This window comes from Enterococcus sp. 2G9_DIV0600 (genome assembly GCF_002140615.1).
In the GTDB taxonomy this organism is placed as follows: Bacteria; Bacillota; Bacilli; order Lactobacillales; family Enterococcaceae; genus Enterococcus_D; species Enterococcus_D innesii.
In genome coordinates this window covers 419,749-435,626 of the sequence record NZ_NGLL01000001.1, presented here as the reverse complement: position 1 = coordinate 435,626, position 15,878 = coordinate 419,749, and the positions used below count along the sequence as shown (strand labels likewise).

Here is a 15,878-nt window from a genome sequence, read left to right as displayed (position 1 = left end):
TAGATATAAAGGGTGCTGGTGAGGGAGTTGCTTCTTTTTTCTGATCGTTTTATACCTTCCAAGCGGCAACTAGCGATTATTCGATCATAAATTCTATCATCAGCGTTTGTGGTCCCTCTTCTTCAATCGTCACTTCTTTGATCAAGCGATAGGTTCCTTTCGGCAAGGTGCCAAAATACTCCGACCAATTGATTAGGAAAGTTGTTTGACTGTGGGCAGAGGCATAAAGACCGATGTCTTGAAAAAACACGTCTTCTTTAAAAAGGAGCTCCCGCCATTCATCCCCCTCGAAAACATCCACTGCAAAGTAGTTGTCGTAGATCACCCTCTGATCGGAATGATTGTTTAGTTTGAAGCGTCCAGATGTTGCTGTGCTGGTTTCCACTTCCAGACGAAGGGTTGCTTGTTGAGTTAATGGGGGTCCCATAAACGTATCGGCGGGGATTCGATTGACACTTTGCCCAACCATCAAATCCGTCGGCTGCTCTTGCAGGTGACTGAAACGAGTACAGCCGCTAATAATCAACAACATCAACAACATCAACAAAAAAGCAAGAAACTTGATCGCTTTCGCCTCTTTTTCCCCCTCTCAAAAGAATTCTCTGCGGCTCGCCTTCTTTCTTCCAGTATACCTATTTTCGTGCCTTTTCAGCAGCATTTCTAGTCATTTATTGCTTTTTTTTTTGAGAAAAAGGGTCTGAAGAAGCTTCTTGCAGGCGGTCTTTGATTAACAGGTACTTCTTTTGCTATAATGAGGAAGACTTCACTTATAGAAAGGAACGCTATGACCCGAAAAAACAAACAGCATTTTTTGCTTTTAACCGTGCTTTCTGTGGGGCACTTGCTCTTTTCAACCACAGGTTACCCCTTTTTGTTTGCTTACTTCAACAGCCATGATTACGCGGCGCTTTTTGCGACAGCGCTGGCAATCCTACGGGTAGCTTTTCTGCTCTGGATCGCTCTTTGGGGTTATTCAGCGCTCAAAGAACACCCTCGGTCTTCTTGGCTTTATCTCGCATTGTTTTTCATTAATTTGATCGTTCCTTATTTTTTCCGTTAAGGAAAACCATCGCGCTCAGTTACTTACTTTATCTAAGGCAGGAGAAACCAATGAAAGAATTTACCTCAAAATCAGCTGAAAAGCACTACTATGAAAAAGAAGCTTCTGAAGCAGACTTTCTTACGTGGTATCAGGCACAAGATCAGCCAAAATACGAGAAACCCTCCGTAACCGTCGATATGGTGTTGATGTGTTACAACAAAGAAGAAGAACAACTCAAAATTGCGCTGATCCAAAGAAAAGGGCATCCTTTCCGTAATTCTTGGGCATTGCCAGGGGGCTTCGTCAATCCCAATGAATCGACAGGCCAAAGTGTGATCCGTGAGACCCAAGAAGAGATTGGGGTCACCATCTCCAAACAAAACATCGAACAGCTGCATACCTTCAGCACCCCTGGTCGTGATCCACGTGGGTGGGTAATCACCGTCAGCTATTTGGCATTTATTGGTGAAGAGCCCTTGAGTGCTGGGGACGATGCGAATCAAGTGCGCTGGTTCTCTCTGGAAAGAAAAGCCAATCAAATCTATTTGACCAGCGGTGAGATCGAGATCATTCTTGACCTGGTGACTGGCGCCTCTGTTGGAAAAGATACGTTGGCTTTTGACCACAGCGCGATCATTCTCAAAGCCTTCAAACGGGTTGCCAATAAGATGGAGCACGAGCCGCAAGTGCTTCTTGTGTTAGGCAAAGACTTTACGATCACGGAAGCCCGTAAAGTATTCGCCAAGTTTTTAGGGATCGATTTTAAAATGATTGATCATTCCAACTTCAAAAAATCCATGCTCCAATATTTTACGGAAGTCGGCGAAAAGCCCGTCGGCATCGGGCGTCCCTCAAAGATCTATCGCTTAAATGACGCATTTTTAGGTGATAAAATGTAAAAAAATACAACCCCCTGTCAGACCTTAGTTTGACAGGGGGTTGCTGGTTAATCATAATTAGTGAACGTGGTTCCTAGAAACAAAAATCTTAAAGATTTTTTCTATACCCTAGGCGATCCCTGGCGTTCCTTCCAGTTCAAGTGGCTCAGCTACTCATTTCGCCTGAGAGCCGTTCTAGCTTCTGTTGGTCCTGCGTATCCAACGTGACAAAACGCAGTTCTTTGCCGTACCACTGCGCTTTGTACTGGATTTTGCGAACGAATTGATGCCAATCACTGATGCTGTAATGACCAGCTTTTAAAACCGTATCTTCTGCGATTTGTTCCAAATAGATCGTATCATACTGTTTTACGAGATGGTAGCTGACTTGATCGATGAATTCCCGCTTTTGACAGCAGTGAAAACGATAAAGGCGAGCGACCTTTCCTTTTAGCTTCTGATAATTTCGTGCCTGAGTCAAAAGGATTTTTTTCCGTTTGACCGCCGTAGCTTTCACCTGAAGTTTGCGTTCTGCTCGTGTCAGCTTTTGCTTCGTTTGGATGGCATGTTCACAGGTGATGGGTACCGGCTGGTTGGCTTTGACCAACTGCTGTGGATCATAAACAACCGCGATAGACGCTTGCTGTTTCGGGAGTGGCGTGATCTCTTCCAAACAAAGGATCGAGATGTAAAACTCTTCGTTATTTTTTGCTGAGATCGTTGCCGATTTGATTTTCCCTTTGATCTCCCGATGCTTTTTTACGGGAACCAGTGTTTTGAGCTTTGGCAGCTTGATTTGATCCTCTTCAAAATAAATGGTGTGCTGCTGATTATTGGTGGTATACGATTGCCAGATACTTTTTTTGGTTTTCATTTTTGGAAAGCCAGCCCGCTTTTGAAAGTAATTTCGAAACGCTCGGTCCAGATTCCGTTGTGCATTCGCCAATGCCAAACTATCGGTCTCCTTCAAAAAAGGATACTCCTTTTTTAGTTTGGCTGGCGTCAACCCTTGCTTTGCTTCATTGTTGGCCAGCTCTTCCATCTTCGCCTCCAGCAGTTGATTGTACGTAAACCGTACACAGCCGAAGGTTTCGATGAAAAACTGTTTTTGCTGTCCATTAGGATAGATCCGAAATTTGTATGCTTTTAAAACACCCAGTTTCATCTCCTCCTAACACTCCCTATACCTTTGACGCTAGTTCCCCTTTTTTTGTGCTAACTTTTCTTGGTAGATCTTGGCTTCTTTTTTCGTGGCATAAACGAAATGTCCTGGTGCGATCTCTTCCATTGCTCGTTCTTGGTTATCGTTTGGTTCGCTGACGTATTTGATCCGTTTGCGTTGACGCTCATGGTCAGGATCTGGCAGCGGAATCGCTGATAAAAGACTTTCAGTATACGGATGGACCCCGTAATGATAGATTTCATCGCTGGTGCCTACTTCTAGCAGTTTGCCGTTGTGCATCACGCCGATCCGATCGCTGATGTGTTTGACCATCGATAAGTCATGAGCGATAAACAAGTAGGTCAATTTATGCTCTTCTTGCAGATCTTGCAACAAGTTAACGACTTGGGCTTGGATCGAAACATCCAATGCCGAGATCGGTTCATCACAGATAATGAATTTTGGATCGACGGCTAACGCGCGGGCGATCCCGATCCGTTGACGTTGTCCCCCTGAAAATTCATGGGGATAACGGGTCCCGTGACTTGGGTTGAGTCCGACCGTTCGCAAAAGTTCATCCACCCGATCATTGCGTTCTTTTTCATTTTTGGCTAATCCGTTGATATCGATCCCTTCAGCAATAATGTCCCGAACTTTCATCCGGGGATTCAAGGAGGCATAAGGATCTTGGAAGACCATTTGGACTTCCCGGCGAAAATCAGCCAGCGGTTTCTTGCCTTTGATTTTCATAACATCTTGTCCATCAAAAAGAACTTCGCCTCCGGTAGGGTTATTCAAACGAATCACCGTCCGTCCAGTGGTCGATTTTCCACTTCCGGATTCGCCTACTAGACCAAAGGTTTCTCCTTCATAGATTTGGAAGGAGATATCATCGACGGCTTTGACTTCGTCTTTGCGGCCAACGTTAAAATATTGTTTAAGATTCTTTACTTCAAGTAAAACTTTTTCCAACCGTTTCTCCTCCTTTAGACAGATGCCTGAGTATTTTTTTCTTGGAATTTTTTCCAGCGAATCAAGATCTCATCCGGCGGAGTTACCTTCGGTGCTTGCGGCGCTAACAGCCACGTTGCTGCTTTGTGAGTCGGTGAAACATCAAAGAACGGTGGTTGCTGTTCTGCATCGATCTGCAAAGCAAATTCGTTTCGTGGATAAAAAGCGTCCCCTGTTGGCGGGTCCAACAGATCCGGTGGTGAACCCGGAATCGCGTACAAACGATCGCCTGTCCCTTCTAATGTCGGCATCGAGCCTAACAAGCCCCAAGTGTATGGATGTTGTGGGTTATAGAAGATCTCTTCTGCGGTCCCCACTTCGACGATTTTCCCACCGTACATCACGGCCACCCGATCCGCCACATTGGCAACGACCCCTAAGTCATGGGTAATGAAGACGATGGAGGAATTGATTTTCTTCTGGATATCTTTTAATAACTCTAAGATTTGTGCTTGGATCGTTACATCCAATGCAGTCGTTGGTTCATCTGCAATCAAGATCTGCGGGTAACAGATCAACGCGATCGCAATGACGATCCGCTGCCGCTGACCACCAGAAAATTGATGCGGATAATTTTTCAAGCGTTTCTCAGCATTCGGGATGCCGACAAGGTTCAATAGTTCCAACGCTTGTCGCAAGCCTTCTTTTTTACTGATTTTGTTGTGCTTCATCAATGATTCTGCCACTTGCTTGCCAATCGGCATCGTTGGGTCCAATGAAGTCATTGGATCTTGGAAAATCATGGCGATTTCCTTGCCACGGATTTTTTGCAGTTCTTTTTCGGATTTTTTCAAAATGTCCGTCCCATTGAAGAGGATCTGGCCATTATCGACATTGGCATTGCTGGCTAACAACCCCATGATACTGCGGGTCGTCACGGACTTGCCGCTCCCAGATTCGCCCACGATCGCCAAGGTTTCTCCTTTGTATAGATCGAAACTGACATCGCGGATCGCTTGGACTTTCCCAGCAAAGGTGTCAAAAGAAATTTCTAAGTTTTTCACTTCTAAGACTTTTTTCATAGCAATCACTCTTTCATTTTCGGATCAAAGGCATCACGCAAACCGTCTGCCAGCAAGTTGAACCCAATCATAATCACAGACAAGGTCACAGCTGGTACCCACATTTGGTAAGGCAGGAACAAGAAGGTTTTGTAGCCATCGCTTAGTAACATCCCTAAAGATGCTGAAGGTGGTTTTAATCCTAGCCCAATAAAGCTTAGGAAGGCCTCGAAGAAAATCGCCGAGGGGATACTGAACATCATTTGTACGATGATCACGCTGGAAATATTCGGTAATACGTGTTTCATCGCAATCTTGAGGCGACTTTCCCCCAGCGTCGTTGCGGCTAAAACGAATTCTTGATCTTTTAGTTTCATCGTTTGGGCCCGTACGATCCGCGCCATTGGAATCCAGTTAGTGATCGCCATTGCTGCCACGATCGAGAAGATCCCAGGTTCAAAAACCACCAACATCAAGATCATTACCACTAAGTTGGGAATACCAGATAAGATTTCTAGAAAACGTTGCATCACATTATCGATCCGTCCACCTAAAAGACCAGAGATCAGGCCATAGGTTACACCAAAGATGATGTCAAGCATTGCCGCGATAAACGCGATCAACAAGGAAATACGTGTTCCTACAAATAGACGACTCAATAGGTCACGACCCAAGCCATCCGTTCCTAAAAGGAAATACGTCCCGTCAGGAACATTGGCAGCTGCATACTTATCTACTAGCTCGCCTCCCACCATCGCATAGCCGTTTAAGCCATTGATGTTGATACCAGGAATTTTCGGCGGCAGATTTGTAAAGGTCACATTTTGCGCAGTTGGATCATGTGGCGAGACAAAAATCGTAATGATTGAGATCGCGATAATGATCAGCAGCAAAATGATTGAGAAAACAGCGGCTTTGTTCTTTTTCAGACGACGCCATGAATCTTGGAAAAACGTTAATGAAGGGGTTACGATCGCTTCACGCTCTTCATTGGTATTTTTTTGTAACGGTTGAAATTTGGCTGCATCGATGGCAGCAACATCATTTGCTGTGTAAGGTTTCTCTGCCATTAGCCACGACTCCCTTCTGAAACTCGGATCCGCGGATCAACGATTCCATATAAAATATCAACAACAAGAATAACAAAGACCAACATCGCGGAATAAAGAATTGTTACCGCCATGATCGTTGGATAGTCATTGGTCATGATTGATTTTACGAACTGTTCACCGATACCTGGGATCGCAAAAATATTTTCTACGACAAGAGAACCCGTCATCAAACCGACAGCTAGCGGTCCTAACAGCGTCAATAACGGAATCAAACTGTTCCGCAAACCATGCTTGAAGGCAATTTCCCAGCGGCTCAACCCTTTTGCTCGTGCCAACTCGACATAATCACTATGCAGCACTTCCACCATCTCGGTTCGAATAAACCTGGCGGAATCCGCTAACGGTGACATCGCTAAGGCGACGGTCGGTAGAATCGTGCTAGCAAAGGTCTCCCACTTAGCAATCGGCAAGATCCCTAGTTTGATGGCAAAAATGTATTGCAGCAAAACGGCAAAGACAAAGTTAGGGATCGAACGCCCTAAGATCGCCACTAAGGTAGACGTTGTATCGATCCAAGTATTTTGCTTCATCGCAGAGATCGTTCCTAAAATGATCCCAAAGAAGGTACCAAAGATGATCGCTTGTAGCCCTAGTTGCAGTGAAGGTCCGATTCTTCCTGATAGTAAATTCGCTACTGGCTGGTTTTTAAATTGGAAAGAGATCCCAAAGTCACCTTTTAGTAGATTGGTCAAATAAAGCCAATATTGGGTAATGATCGGTTTGTCCAATCCTGCTTGCTCATTTAGCAAGGCAATTTGTTCTGGACTTAATTTTTCAGCATTCGTATATGGCGTTCCTGGCAAAAATTGCATCAAGAAAAAGGTGATCGTGGCAATCAGCCATAACGTTAAGACCATGTAGAACACTCGTTTCAATAAATATTTCAAAAAGCTGTTCACGCAGTTTCCCCCTTAAGTATTTTGACTTCTATTCAATAATTATGTAAATTAACATAGTACGAATCATTAAAAAGGAGTCAGATCATGAAAATAAAAAAAAGTAGTGGGCTCATACCCCTCCTATGCCTCGCAATTTCTGGCGGATGGTTAGCCATAAAAAATGAATTTTCCATAGCAGCTCTTTCAGATGCCCTTTTCTTGTGGGCGCTGTTCTTTTTGATCATTGGCGGTTTTTTATGGGTATTTGCTTCTGGTTTCTTTGACCATTTTCAATATTCCATGAAGAAAGCTTTTTCCAAAAATAAAACAGATTATCTGAAATTATCCCAAGTTGGCAAACAGAGTTACGCCTTTTGGTTATGGCCTGGTGTCTTCTTGTTATTCCTTTCATTGCTCTTTTTAATGATTGCTACTAGTTAATTTCATTCTTATATTTTTACTCGTTGAAATGAGAAGCAAAAGGCTGAGACAAGAAATTGTCCCAGCCTTTTCTTCGGCATTTCAAGTCAACTACTCGTGATTATTCGATTGATGTCCACTTGTAGTCGTATTGTGCGCCTGCTGCGTGAGCAACAACACCTTTGACTTTTGTTGCACGTAAGTGTGCTTCCGCTTTTTGATAAACTGGAATGACACCTTGTTCATTCATAATGATTTTTTCTGCATTGACTAAATCTTCCCAACGTTTGTCAGGGTCATTGGCATTGGTCGTACCTGCTGCTTTTACAGCTGCATCGTATTCTTCACTGCTCCATTGACCACGGTTGTATGAGTTGCCTGTCGTAAACAAGTCAGTAAAGCTACTTGCATCGGCATAGTCAGCACCCCAACCGCCCATTACTGTATCAAAATCACCCGCATTTGAACGATCCAAACGAACAGAGAATGGAACTGGACTTAACGTGACTTTCACACCGTCCAATGTTTTTTCGATCGTGTCTTGCAAGTACTCAATGATTTTCTTGGTTGAGTCTGTATCAGAAGCTAAAATATCAAATTCTAATGAATCGATTCCTAATTCTTCTTTGGCTTTTTCCCAATATTCCTTTGCTTTCTCTTGATCGTAGCTAATGACGCTGCCAGCTGCTTCTGTGAAGTCTGTATGATCGCCAGGGCTGAAGGTCATGCCTTCTGGTACCAAACCACTTGAAGCAATTGAACCATCACCTAAGATTGATGTTACTAAGGCATCACGGTCGATCGCATAAGAGATTGCTTTACGCAAGTTTTCGTTACGGAAAGGTGAATCTTCATCACGTTGATTCAATTCTAAGTAAGAAGTCGTTGCTTCTGGTTGAGAAACGAATGCTTCGTCGTTAGCCATCTGTTGCGCCAGTTCACCTGTTAGGATGACATCATCTGCTTGACCATCTTGGAAAAGATTCAAGGCAGTTGAGGATTCCTTCACGACGCTTACGTTGATCGTTTGTAATTTAACAGTATCTTTGTCCCAATATTGGTCGTTCTTTTCATAAGCCCATTCCGTATCCGTTCCTGGTCCATCAAACCCAGTCAAGACAAACGGTCCATTATAGACAGCATTGTCGCTAGTTGACGCATATTGATCGCCATTTTCTTCGACCACTTTTTGATTTTGTGGGAAGAAGGATGGGAATGCTAATAAGTAATCAAAGTAAGGTGTTGCTTTTGCTAGGGTGATTTCTAATTCATAATCCCCCACTGCTTTGATGCCTAGCTCTGATGGATCCGTATCGCCTGCTGTGATGGCATCTGCGTTCTTAACTGGTGAAAATAGATACGCGTATTCTGATGCTGTTTCAGGTTTGACTGTCCGTTGCCAACCATAGACGTAATCTGCTGCTGTAACAGGGTCACCATTTGACCATTTCGCATCTTCACGTAATTTGATCTTGTAAGTCAGTCCATCCTCGCTGACTTCAGCTGCTTCAGCTGCACCAGCAGGTTGTGGTGTACTGTCAGCATCCAAACGATACAGTCCTTCATATACATTGTTCAATGCACTGAAGCTGATCGTATCGGTTGCTAATGAGAGATCCGCACTTGGCATTTCTTGTGAAACCACTACGTTAAACACTTGTTCTGCACTGCTGTCGCCGCTTGCTGCTGTGTCATTGCTTGAACTATTTGTTCCGCCCGTTGTACAACCGGCTAACGCCACGCCACACACAGCCACTAAACCATAGGCCCATTTATTCTTCATCCTGTCCTACCCCTTAATTGAATTAATTTTCAGAATAATCATTCGATTTCTGAAGTTAGATAAGATTTTAATTAATAATTATTAAAAAAGCAATCCTTTTTTCGATAAAAAACACCTTTGGAAGAAAGTTTTCTTGGTATTTACTTACCTTACTCTCATCAAACACTCGTTAAATACTATTTTTCCTTTCTTTATTTATAAGAAATAAAGCAAAAATAATAATAAAAAAACATGGTTAAATGTAACTTACATTCGTTTTCTGTCTTTCTTTTTCATTTGATCTGTCAAAATGAGAAACCCCTGATAGAAGTGTAAATATACAGCAATCGCCAATGATTTTTATCAAAACAGGCCAAAAAAAGACCTGATCGCATGCTTGCTGATCAGGTCTTCTCGCCTTAAGGACACTTGTTTCATCTCCGAAAGGATGTCCTTCAATGATTAATGGATCGCGCCGCCAATTGCTTTTAGATCTTCTTTGTCGGCATAATCAACGATGGCTTCCACCGCTGCAGTCAATCCTTTGGCGATGTCTTCGATGCTCATTGCAGGCTGTCCTGCTTTATCGACGACTTGCTGAGGAATAAACGGCACGTGGATAAAACCGCCCTTCATTTCAGGGTATTTTGTATCGATCATGTATTGTACTTGATACATGATGTGGTTGCAGACGAAGGTTCCAGCAGTATTAGAAACGGCTGCAGGTATTCCTGCTTTTTTCATGTTTTCTACCATTGCTTTGATCGGCAGTTGTGTGAAGTAGGCAGGCTTCCCTTCTGTTTGAATCGCTTCATCGACGGGTTGATTGCCTTCATTATCAGGAATCCGAGCATCGTCCACATTGATCGCCACTCGTTCTGGTGAGATGGCGAACCGTCCGCCCGCTTGACCGATGTTTAAAACGACATCTGGGTGGATCTCTTCAATTTTCTCTGCGACGATCGCTGCTGATTTCCCAAATACAGTGGGGATCTCTGCTTTCACGATCTGTGCACCATGAATTGTATCTGGCAGTAATTTCACTGCTTCTAAGGCAGGATTGATTGCTTCTCCGCCAAATGGATCAAATCCAGTAATTAATAGTTTCATTTCCATCATCCTTCCCTCTTTGTTTTACCACTAAAATGCCCAAAAGTACATTAAAGCGATGTGGATCACTAACAACAAGAATGCAATTGGGGCTTGTGCTTTAATGACGCCATTGGGGTCTTTCATCTCTAACAAGGCCACTGGCAATGCGTTGAAATTGGCTGCCATCGGAGTCAGCAATGTGCCACAAAAACCAGCAGTCATTGCCAACGCACCAGCAACGACTGGGTCGCCGCCTTGCGCCATCACAAAAGGTACACCGATGCCTGCAGTAATAACGGTAAATGCCGCAAAACCATTTCCCATGATCATAGTAAAGATCATCATTCCTAAACAGTAAGCCACGACACCGATAAAACGATTGCCTTCTGGCACGACACCAGAGATTCCTTGAGAAATCACATCACCGACACCAGCAGCGTTAAAAATGACACCTAGTGCTGCTAATAACTGCGGCAAGATACCGGCAGTTCCGACTTGACGAAGCATCCGATCGGAATCGTCCAGCACTGTTTTCGGTTTAGCGGAAGTCAACACGACTGCCAACAAGAGCGCTAAGATCGATGCGATCCCGATTCCAACTTGGCCTCCTAATGGTGTATAAGAAATCACCACAGCGATCAATGCTAAGCTGATACATGGTACGAAGATCGTACTACCGATCCGTTTTGCTGACGCTTCTGCTTTTTCATCATCAACGTCCACGATTTTACCAATCTGCACTTGTTTGAAGAAGGTCAAACAGCCCATCAAAACGATCAAAATCCCGTCCACAAGATACGGCAAAAAATTTCCGAAAGCAAAGACGCCCCCTAGCAGTAACCAAAAGGCAGAGGTGCCCAATCGTGTAGGATGGTCTGCTTCACGAAAAACCCGGACAGCCGTCATGATCGACAGCAGACCAATCAAGATATAAAAGAATTCTAGTAATCCGTTAACGATTCCTTCCATCTATTTCTCCTCCTTCTTGCCATATTTTTTTGCTAATTTGCGATCAAAGAGCAAGTTCGATAACGTGGCAATAACTAAGACGATCAATGCGATCGGCAATGATGCTTGCGCGATTGAACTAGCTGCCACATCATATCCAAGTGATTGCAACGTTCCTACGATCAACAGCACACCAGAAGCAGCCACGAAGGTATTTTGCGCAAAGAAATTCCCGAAATTTTCATTAGCGGCAGCCCGAGCTTTGATTTTTTCCTGATCTTTTTCATCCAGTTCCCCAAATTTATTTTCCCCAGCAGCTTGCGCCATTGGGTTAACGATTGGGCGGATAAATTGCGTATGTCCTTGGATCCGAATAGAGAAAAAGCCAGCAAGTTCCCGAATAAATAAGTACAAACTCAAAAACTTCCCTGGTGTCAAGCCTTTGATTTTTTCAATCAATATGACGGCCTGCTGTTTCAAGCCAAAACGTTCCGACAAGCCGACCATTGGTAACGTCAGCAAGAACAGTGTCACGAGTCGATTATTGACAAACGCTTCTCCTAACATTGTTAAAAAATCAACAACAGAAATCCCCGACACAAGCGCGGTGACAAAACCAGCAACGATTACGACAGCAATAGTATCTAGCTTCAGCAAAAAGCCGACTAAAATAACTAGAATACCAATTAATTTAATCCATTCCATCAAATCATCCTTTCACGATAAGTTATTTTTAATGAATACCAGCCTTTAGTATAATCTATTTTTTTCTTGTAAAACAATATTTTTTGAATTTTCTTTGCGGGAATACGCTTTCTTCAAGGCGTTTTTTAAATGTTTAGATAATAAAAAACAAAAAGAAGAACTGCGCTTGTGCAGTCCTTCTTTTATTTTACATGTTTAAGAAGCAGAGGCTTCTTTTTTCATTTGTTTGCTTCGCAGCTGTCCGCAAGCTGCGTCAATATCTGTCCCATGTTCTTTACGAATCACACAGTTGATGCCGTTTTTCTTTAAAATGTCATAAAAAGCTAACACATCGGCTTTTTTACTTCGAGCATATTGGTCATGTTCACTCACTGGGTTATAAGGAATCAAGTTGACGTAAGACAATTTCTTTTTATCCTTCAATAATGCTGCCAACTGACGGGCATGTTCCGGTCGGTCGTTGACATGATCCAGCATGATATACTCAAACGTGATGCGGCGATTGGTTTTTTCTAAATAATAATCGACCGCTGCCATTAGTTTTTCAATTGGGAAGCTCCGATTGATCCGCATCATAGAGGTTCTGACTTCGTTATTTGGGGCATGCAGCGAAATGGCCAAGTTCACTTGCAAGCCGTTTTCCGCAAACTCTCTGATTTTATGCGCTAAGCCGCTGGTTGACACGGTAATATGCCGCGCGCCGATCGCTAAGCCTTTCGGGTCGTTGATAATCTGTAAGAAATGCATCACATTGTCATAGTTATCAAAAGGTTCGCCGATCCCCATGACGACTACGTGAGAGACTCGTTCTCCCTCGTTGCGTTCATCAAAATAGTGTTGCACTAACATGATTTGAGCCACAATCTCGCCTGCCGTTAAGTCTCGTTGTTTCTTTAATAACCCACTAGCACAAAAGGTACAGCCGATGTTGCAGCCGACTTGGGTCGTCACACAAACGGACATGCCATATTCTTGACGCATCAAGACCGTTTCAATCATGTGATTGTCTGGCAATTGGAATAAATATTTGACGGTCCCGTCACTGGCTTCTTGTACCACCATCTGTTTCAGGGGATTGATCACAAAGGCTGCCGACAGTTTCTCAATCAAAGGCTTCGGTAGATTGGTCATTTCTTCAAAGGTAGTTACTCGTTTTTCATAGAGCCACTCCCACACTTGGTTGGCCCGGAATTTCTTTTCATTTTGTTCAGTTATCCACAAAGATAAATCTGATTTGGTAAGTCCATAAATCGATGGGTTCACTTTTTTCCCTCTTTTCAAACTAGTCGCTACATACTATAACTGAATTCTTTGTGAAAAGCAACCGTGCCTTGTCCCTTCCTCTCAGTCTTTCAGCAGCAATTTTTTGTTGCATTGCTCTTTTTTAAAGGTCTCCTTTATTCCGTTTAACGGTTCATTTATCCATAGAAACACTCTCACAAAGACATGCACAAAAAAAGCAGGAGCCGAACCTACTCCTATGAACAAAATAGAGCGGTTCTTTCCTGCTTATTTCGGCTCTTTCCCCATGAGCGTTGCTTTATTGACAAGATCACCCTTCAAAAGAAAGGACTCGGCCTTCTTTTGCGGTCAACATCCCCCGTTGCGGTGGCTGTAGCTGTAAATAAAGCTGGAGTGACATTTCTAATATTAGTTCTTTGTCTCCTTGTTGAAAAACGCCATAATAATAGGTCTGTTCCCGTTTCTCTTCATATGTATGACTCACAAGGTAATACCCTTGTTCCATGGTTTCATTGCGCTTTTTGGTTTCTGAAAGAAAACGGCGAATATGTTTATAAGTAAAGAGAATCAATAAAATGACAACTGCTATTAAAAATAAATACCCCATTGCTGTTTTACACCTCGATCGTTGATGTGGCAAAGGTCGGCTCCACACCAATACTGATCATCAAAGCAGCATCGACTTCACACATCACTTTATCGTCTAAATGACAAACCTTTTCTTTCAACCGACTTTTGTCGATCGTGCGGATCTGTTCCATCAAAATGACGGAGTCTTTGCCAATCCCTGTGCAAGAAGCGGAAATCCCAATGTGGGTTGGTAATTTCGGCTTCGCCATTTTTGCCGTGATCGCCGCAATGATCACAGTGGGACTGAAGTGATTGCCCAAGTCATTTTGAATGATCAAGACCGGCCGTATTCCGCCTTGCTCCGATCCAACGACTGGTGAAAGATCGGCAAAATAAATATCTCCCCTTTTTACCATAGGACCACCCTAACTTTTATATTCTCGCGGAACCCTTGCTGAGAGGGTGCACGCTACTTCATAGTGAATCGTTTCTAACTGGTCTGCAACATCCTGCATCGTAATTCGTTTCCCATGATTCTCACCAATCAACGTGACCGTTGTACCGACAGCAAAGGCTCGTGGCAAACGAATCATCAGTTGATCCATACACACCCGACCGACGATTTCACAAGGTTCGCCTTCTACTAAGATCGAGAATCCTTGCATTTTTCGTAACCAGCCATCCGCATAACCGATAGGCACGGTGCCGATCCATTCCTGACGGGGCGTGATATATGTTTCACCATAGCCAATCCCCGCTCCTTTTTCAAGTAATTTCACTTGGATCAGTTCAGAAACAAGTGAAAGGGCTGGTTTTAAGGAGAATGGTTCCTTCAATGTATGACCTGACGGATTCAATCCATACATCGCGATCCCAAAACGGACCATATTCCCAACAGCCTCTTTGTGCCACAAGGAGGTGGCACTATTGCCTGTATGTATATATGTCGGCAAATAAGGCAAAACAGTTAAGACTTCTTTAAATCGCTGGTGCTGAGTTTCCCAATAAGTCGTATCAGCTTGATCGGCTGTAGAGAAATGGGTAAAGATTCCTTCCCAATCAAAAGAGGGATGATCTTCCAACCAAAGAACGGCTTGACGCACTTCTTCTGGGGTTAAAAAGCCGATTCTCCCCATGCCGGTATCCACTTTGACATGTACTTTAAGGGATGTCTTTATAGGATTTTCCTTTAAATAAGTATCAGCTTCTACCAACCAGTCCATCGAAGCGACTGGAAAAGAAAAATCGTATTCCGCAAGTAAGGGAATGTCATGCACGTTCACAACTCCTAAAATCAGTAGCGGCTCATTGATCCCTGCTTCTCGCAATTCGATCGCTTCATCAATCGTCGCAACGCAAAAACCTACTGCGCCGCCTTCTTTGGCTGCTTGAGCCGTTTGTACCGCTCCGTGTCCGTACCCGTTAGCTTTGACTACCGCAAAAAGAAACGTCTCACTTGGTAAGTGAGCAATCTCATTTTTGATGTTTTCGGTAATCGCTGTTGTATCAATAATCGCTTTCGTTGGTCTATGGTAAGCAACCACCATTTCCAGTTCCTTCTTTCTACTAGTGCTTGATCAGACAAACAAATTAAGTTGGTTTTATGTAGTCGTCTGTTCGTCCATAAAGTATCGTAATTTTCTTCACCAAGTGACGACTTCCACTCAGATTACTCGCTATCCGATACTTCTAAGATAATTTGTGCAAAGGCAGTATCGTTTGTATGAGTGATACTGACAAAAATTTTTTCTAAAGGGTGCGGTGCTTTGGTGACGATCGGTGCACCAAATTCATTGGTCAAGACTTCAATATCGTGAAAAGAAACTTTGCCGATCCCTGTCCCCCAAGCTTTCGAGAACGCTTCTTTGCAGGCATAGCGCCCCCCGAGGAACTCAACTTGACGTTTCAGGGGCAAACGGGCAAATAATTTTGCTTCCTTCTCTGTTAAAATACGCGTTATAAACTGCGGTTTTTTTTCAATTAATTCTTTCATTCGAGGCAGCTCGACTGCATCGATCCCGATTCCTTTGATCATTCTTCTCGCTACCTTTACTT

At 43.4% G+C, this 15,878-nt stretch carries 18 protein-coding genes; 3 read left to right on the top strand and 15 right to left on the bottom strand.

The features are described 5' to 3' along the window. Positions 1–76 precede the first annotated feature (76 nt). The gene (locus tag A5870_RS02145; protein ID WP_242595972.1) at positions 77–532 is read right to left on the bottom strand and encodes an immunoglobulin-like domain-containing protein; all 456 of its coding nucleotides are present in this window, start codon (positions 530–532) and stop codon (positions 77–79) included. Positions 533–784: 252 nt separating this feature from the next. Between A5870_RS02145 and A5870_RS02140 the strand changes: the two genes are divergently transcribed. Continuing rightward, positions 785–1,060, top strand: a complete 276-nt coding sequence (locus A5870_RS02140) for a hypothetical protein (protein WP_081117773.1) — start codon at positions 785–787, stop codon at positions 1,058–1,060. 50 nt (positions 1,061–1,110) lie between these two features. Beyond that, entirely contained in the window at positions 1,111–1,941 is an 831-nt protein-coding gene (locus tag A5870_RS02135) for an NUDIX domain-containing protein (RefSeq protein ID WP_005233702.1), read from the top strand. Positions 1,942–2,086: 145 nt separating this feature from the next. Here A5870_RS02135 and A5870_RS02130 read toward each other — a convergent pair whose 3' ends face one another. From A5870_RS02130 to opp3b, 5 genes are read right to left on the bottom strand one after another with little or no spacing between them, the layout of a single operon-like run. Further along, entirely contained in the window at positions 2,087–3,085 is a 999-nt protein-coding gene (locus tag A5870_RS02130) for an RNA-guided endonuclease TnpB family protein (RefSeq protein WP_081117774.1), read from the bottom strand. Between the two features lie 30 nt (positions 3,086–3,115). Further along, complete coding sequence (locus tag A5870_RS02125; RefSeq protein WP_005227998.1) at positions 3,116–4,054, bottom strand: ABC transporter ATP-binding protein; 939 nt, start codon at positions 4,052–4,054, stop codon at positions 3,116–3,118. A gap of 14 nt (positions 4,055–4,068) precedes the next feature. Further along, positions 4,069–5,121: an ABC transporter ATP-binding protein gene (locus tag A5870_RS02120; RefSeq protein WP_216593164.1), complete on the bottom strand. Its 1,053-nt coding sequence runs from the start codon at positions 5,119–5,121 to the stop codon at positions 4,069–4,071. Next, positions 5,121–6,164: an ABC transporter permease gene (locus tag A5870_RS02115; protein WP_086291646.1), complete on the bottom strand. Its 1,044-nt coding sequence runs from the start codon at positions 6,162–6,164 to the stop codon at positions 5,121–5,123. Before A5870_RS02115 ends, A5870_RS02120 begins: the two co-directional genes overlap by 1 nt. Continuing rightward, entirely contained in the window at positions 6,164–7,105 is a 942-nt protein-coding gene (gene opp3b / locus A5870_RS02110; protein ID WP_005227991.1) for an oligopeptide ABC transporter permease, read from the bottom strand. The genes A5870_RS02115 and opp3b overlap by 1 nt, the downstream gene beginning before the upstream one ends. A gap of 84 nt (positions 7,106–7,189) precedes the next feature. On the opposite strand from opp3b, the gene A5870_RS02105 reads away from it, so the two are divergent. Then, positions 7,190–7,525: a DUF3899 domain-containing protein gene (locus A5870_RS02105; protein ID WP_005227990.1), complete on the top strand. Its 336-nt coding sequence runs from the start codon at positions 7,190–7,192 to the stop codon at positions 7,523–7,525. A gap of 100 nt (positions 7,526–7,625) precedes the next feature. Here the strand turns inward: A5870_RS02105 and A5870_RS02100 are convergent, their stop codons facing one another. The 9 genes from A5870_RS02100 to acpS form a co-directional block, all read right to left on the bottom strand. Further along, the gene (locus A5870_RS02100; RefSeq protein WP_086291645.1) at positions 7,626–9,287 is read right to left on the bottom strand and encodes a peptide ABC transporter substrate-binding protein; all 1,662 of its coding nucleotides are present in this window, start codon (positions 9,285–9,287) and stop codon (positions 7,626–7,628) included. Between the two features lie 441 nt (positions 9,288–9,728). Beyond that, the gene (gene pcp / locus A5870_RS02095) at positions 9,729–10,376 is read right to left on the bottom strand and encodes a pyroglutamyl-peptidase I (protein ID WP_005227979.1); all 648 of its coding nucleotides are present in this window, start codon (positions 10,374–10,376) and stop codon (positions 9,729–9,731) included. Positions 10,377–10,406: 30 nt separating this feature from the next. Continuing rightward, positions 10,407–11,327 (bottom strand): DUF979 domain-containing protein, encoded by a 921-nt coding sequence (locus A5870_RS02090; RefSeq protein WP_086291644.1) that lies wholly within the window; start codon positions 11,325–11,327, stop codon positions 10,407–10,409. Beyond that, positions 11,328–12,011 carry a DUF969 domain-containing protein gene (locus tag A5870_RS02085; RefSeq protein WP_005233676.1) on the bottom strand — a complete coding sequence of 228 codons (684 nt, stop codon included), beginning with the start codon at positions 12,009–12,011 and terminating at the stop codon, positions 11,328–11,330. Positions 12,012–12,206: 195 nt separating this feature from the next. Further along, on the bottom strand, positions 12,207–13,274 hold the full coding sequence (rlmN, locus tag A5870_RS02080) for a 23S rRNA (adenine(2503)-C(2))-methyltransferase RlmN (protein WP_244353136.1): 1,068 nt from the start codon (positions 13,272–13,274) through the stop codon (positions 12,207–12,209). 289 nt (positions 13,275–13,563) lie between these two features. After that, the gene (locus A5870_RS02075) at positions 13,564–13,860 is read right to left on the bottom strand and encodes a hypothetical protein (protein ID WP_077452272.1); all 297 of its coding nucleotides are present in this window, start codon (positions 13,858–13,860) and stop codon (positions 13,564–13,566) included. Between the two features lie 7 nt (positions 13,861–13,867). Then, entirely contained in the window at positions 13,868–14,239 is a 372-nt protein-coding gene (locus tag A5870_RS02070) for a type II toxin-antitoxin system PemK/MazF family toxin (protein ID WP_005227961.1), read from the bottom strand. 9 nt (positions 14,240–14,248) lie between these two features. Then, a complete protein-coding gene (alr, locus tag A5870_RS02065; protein WP_086291642.1) occupies positions 14,249–15,370 on the bottom strand; it encodes an alanine racemase in 1,122 nt (373 codons plus the stop codon). A 122-nt stretch (positions 15,371–15,492) separates the two neighbouring features. Next, on the bottom strand, positions 15,493–15,858 hold the full coding sequence (acpS, locus tag A5870_RS02060; RefSeq protein ID WP_077452274.1) for a holo-ACP synthase: 366 nt from the start codon (positions 15,856–15,858) through the stop codon (positions 15,493–15,495). Positions 15,859–15,878 lie beyond the last annotated feature (20 nt).

Coding starts and splice junctions, on each gene's coding strand:
- A5870_RS02145 (WP_242595972.1), bottom strand. CDS start 532: ATGTTGTTGATTATTAGCGGCTGTACTCGTTTCAGTCACCTGCAAGAG.
- A5870_RS02140 (WP_081117773.1), top strand. CDS start 785: ATGACCCGAAAAAACAAACAGCATTTTTTGCTTTTAACCGTGCTTTCT.
- A5870_RS02135 (WP_005233702.1), top strand. CDS start 1,111: ATGAAAGAATTTACCTCAAAATCAGCTGAAAAGCACTACTATGAAAAA.
- A5870_RS02130 (WP_081117774.1), bottom strand. CDS start 3,085: ATGAAACTGGGTGTTTTAAAAGCATACAAATTTCGGATCTATCCTAAT.
- A5870_RS02115 (WP_086291646.1), bottom strand. CDS start 6,164: ATGGCAGAGAAACCTTACACAGCAAATGATGTTGCTGCCATCGATGCA.
- A5870_RS02105 (WP_005227990.1), top strand. CDS start 7,190: ATGAAAATAAAAAAAAGTAGTGGGCTCATACCCCTCCTATGCCTCGCA.
- A5870_RS02100 (WP_086291645.1), bottom strand. CDS start 9,287: ATGAAGAATAAATGGGCCTATGGTTTAGTGGCTGTGTGTGGCGTGGCG.
- pcp (WP_005227979.1), bottom strand. CDS start 10,376: ATGAAACTATTAATTACTGGATTTGATCCATTTGGCGGAGAAGCAATC.
- A5870_RS02090 (WP_086291644.1), bottom strand. CDS start 11,327: ATGGAAGGAATCGTTAACGGATTACTAGAATTCTTTTATATCTTGATT.
- A5870_RS02085 (WP_005233676.1), bottom strand. CDS start 12,011: ATGGAATGGATTAAATTAATTGGTATTCTAGTTATTTTAGTCGGCTTT.
- A5870_RS02075 (WP_077452272.1), bottom strand. CDS start 13,860: ATGGGGTATTTATTTTTAATAGCAGTTGTCATTTTATTGATTCTCTTT.
- A5870_RS02070 (WP_005227961.1), bottom strand. CDS start 14,239: ATGGTAAAAAGGGGAGATATTTATTTTGCCGATCTTTCACCAGTCGTT.
- alr (WP_086291642.1), bottom strand. CDS start 15,370: ATGGTGGTTGCTTACCATAGACCAACGAAAGCGATTATTGATACAACA.
- acpS (WP_077452274.1), bottom strand. CDS start 15,858: ATGATCAAAGGAATCGGGATCGATGCAGTCGAGCTGCCTCGAATGAAA.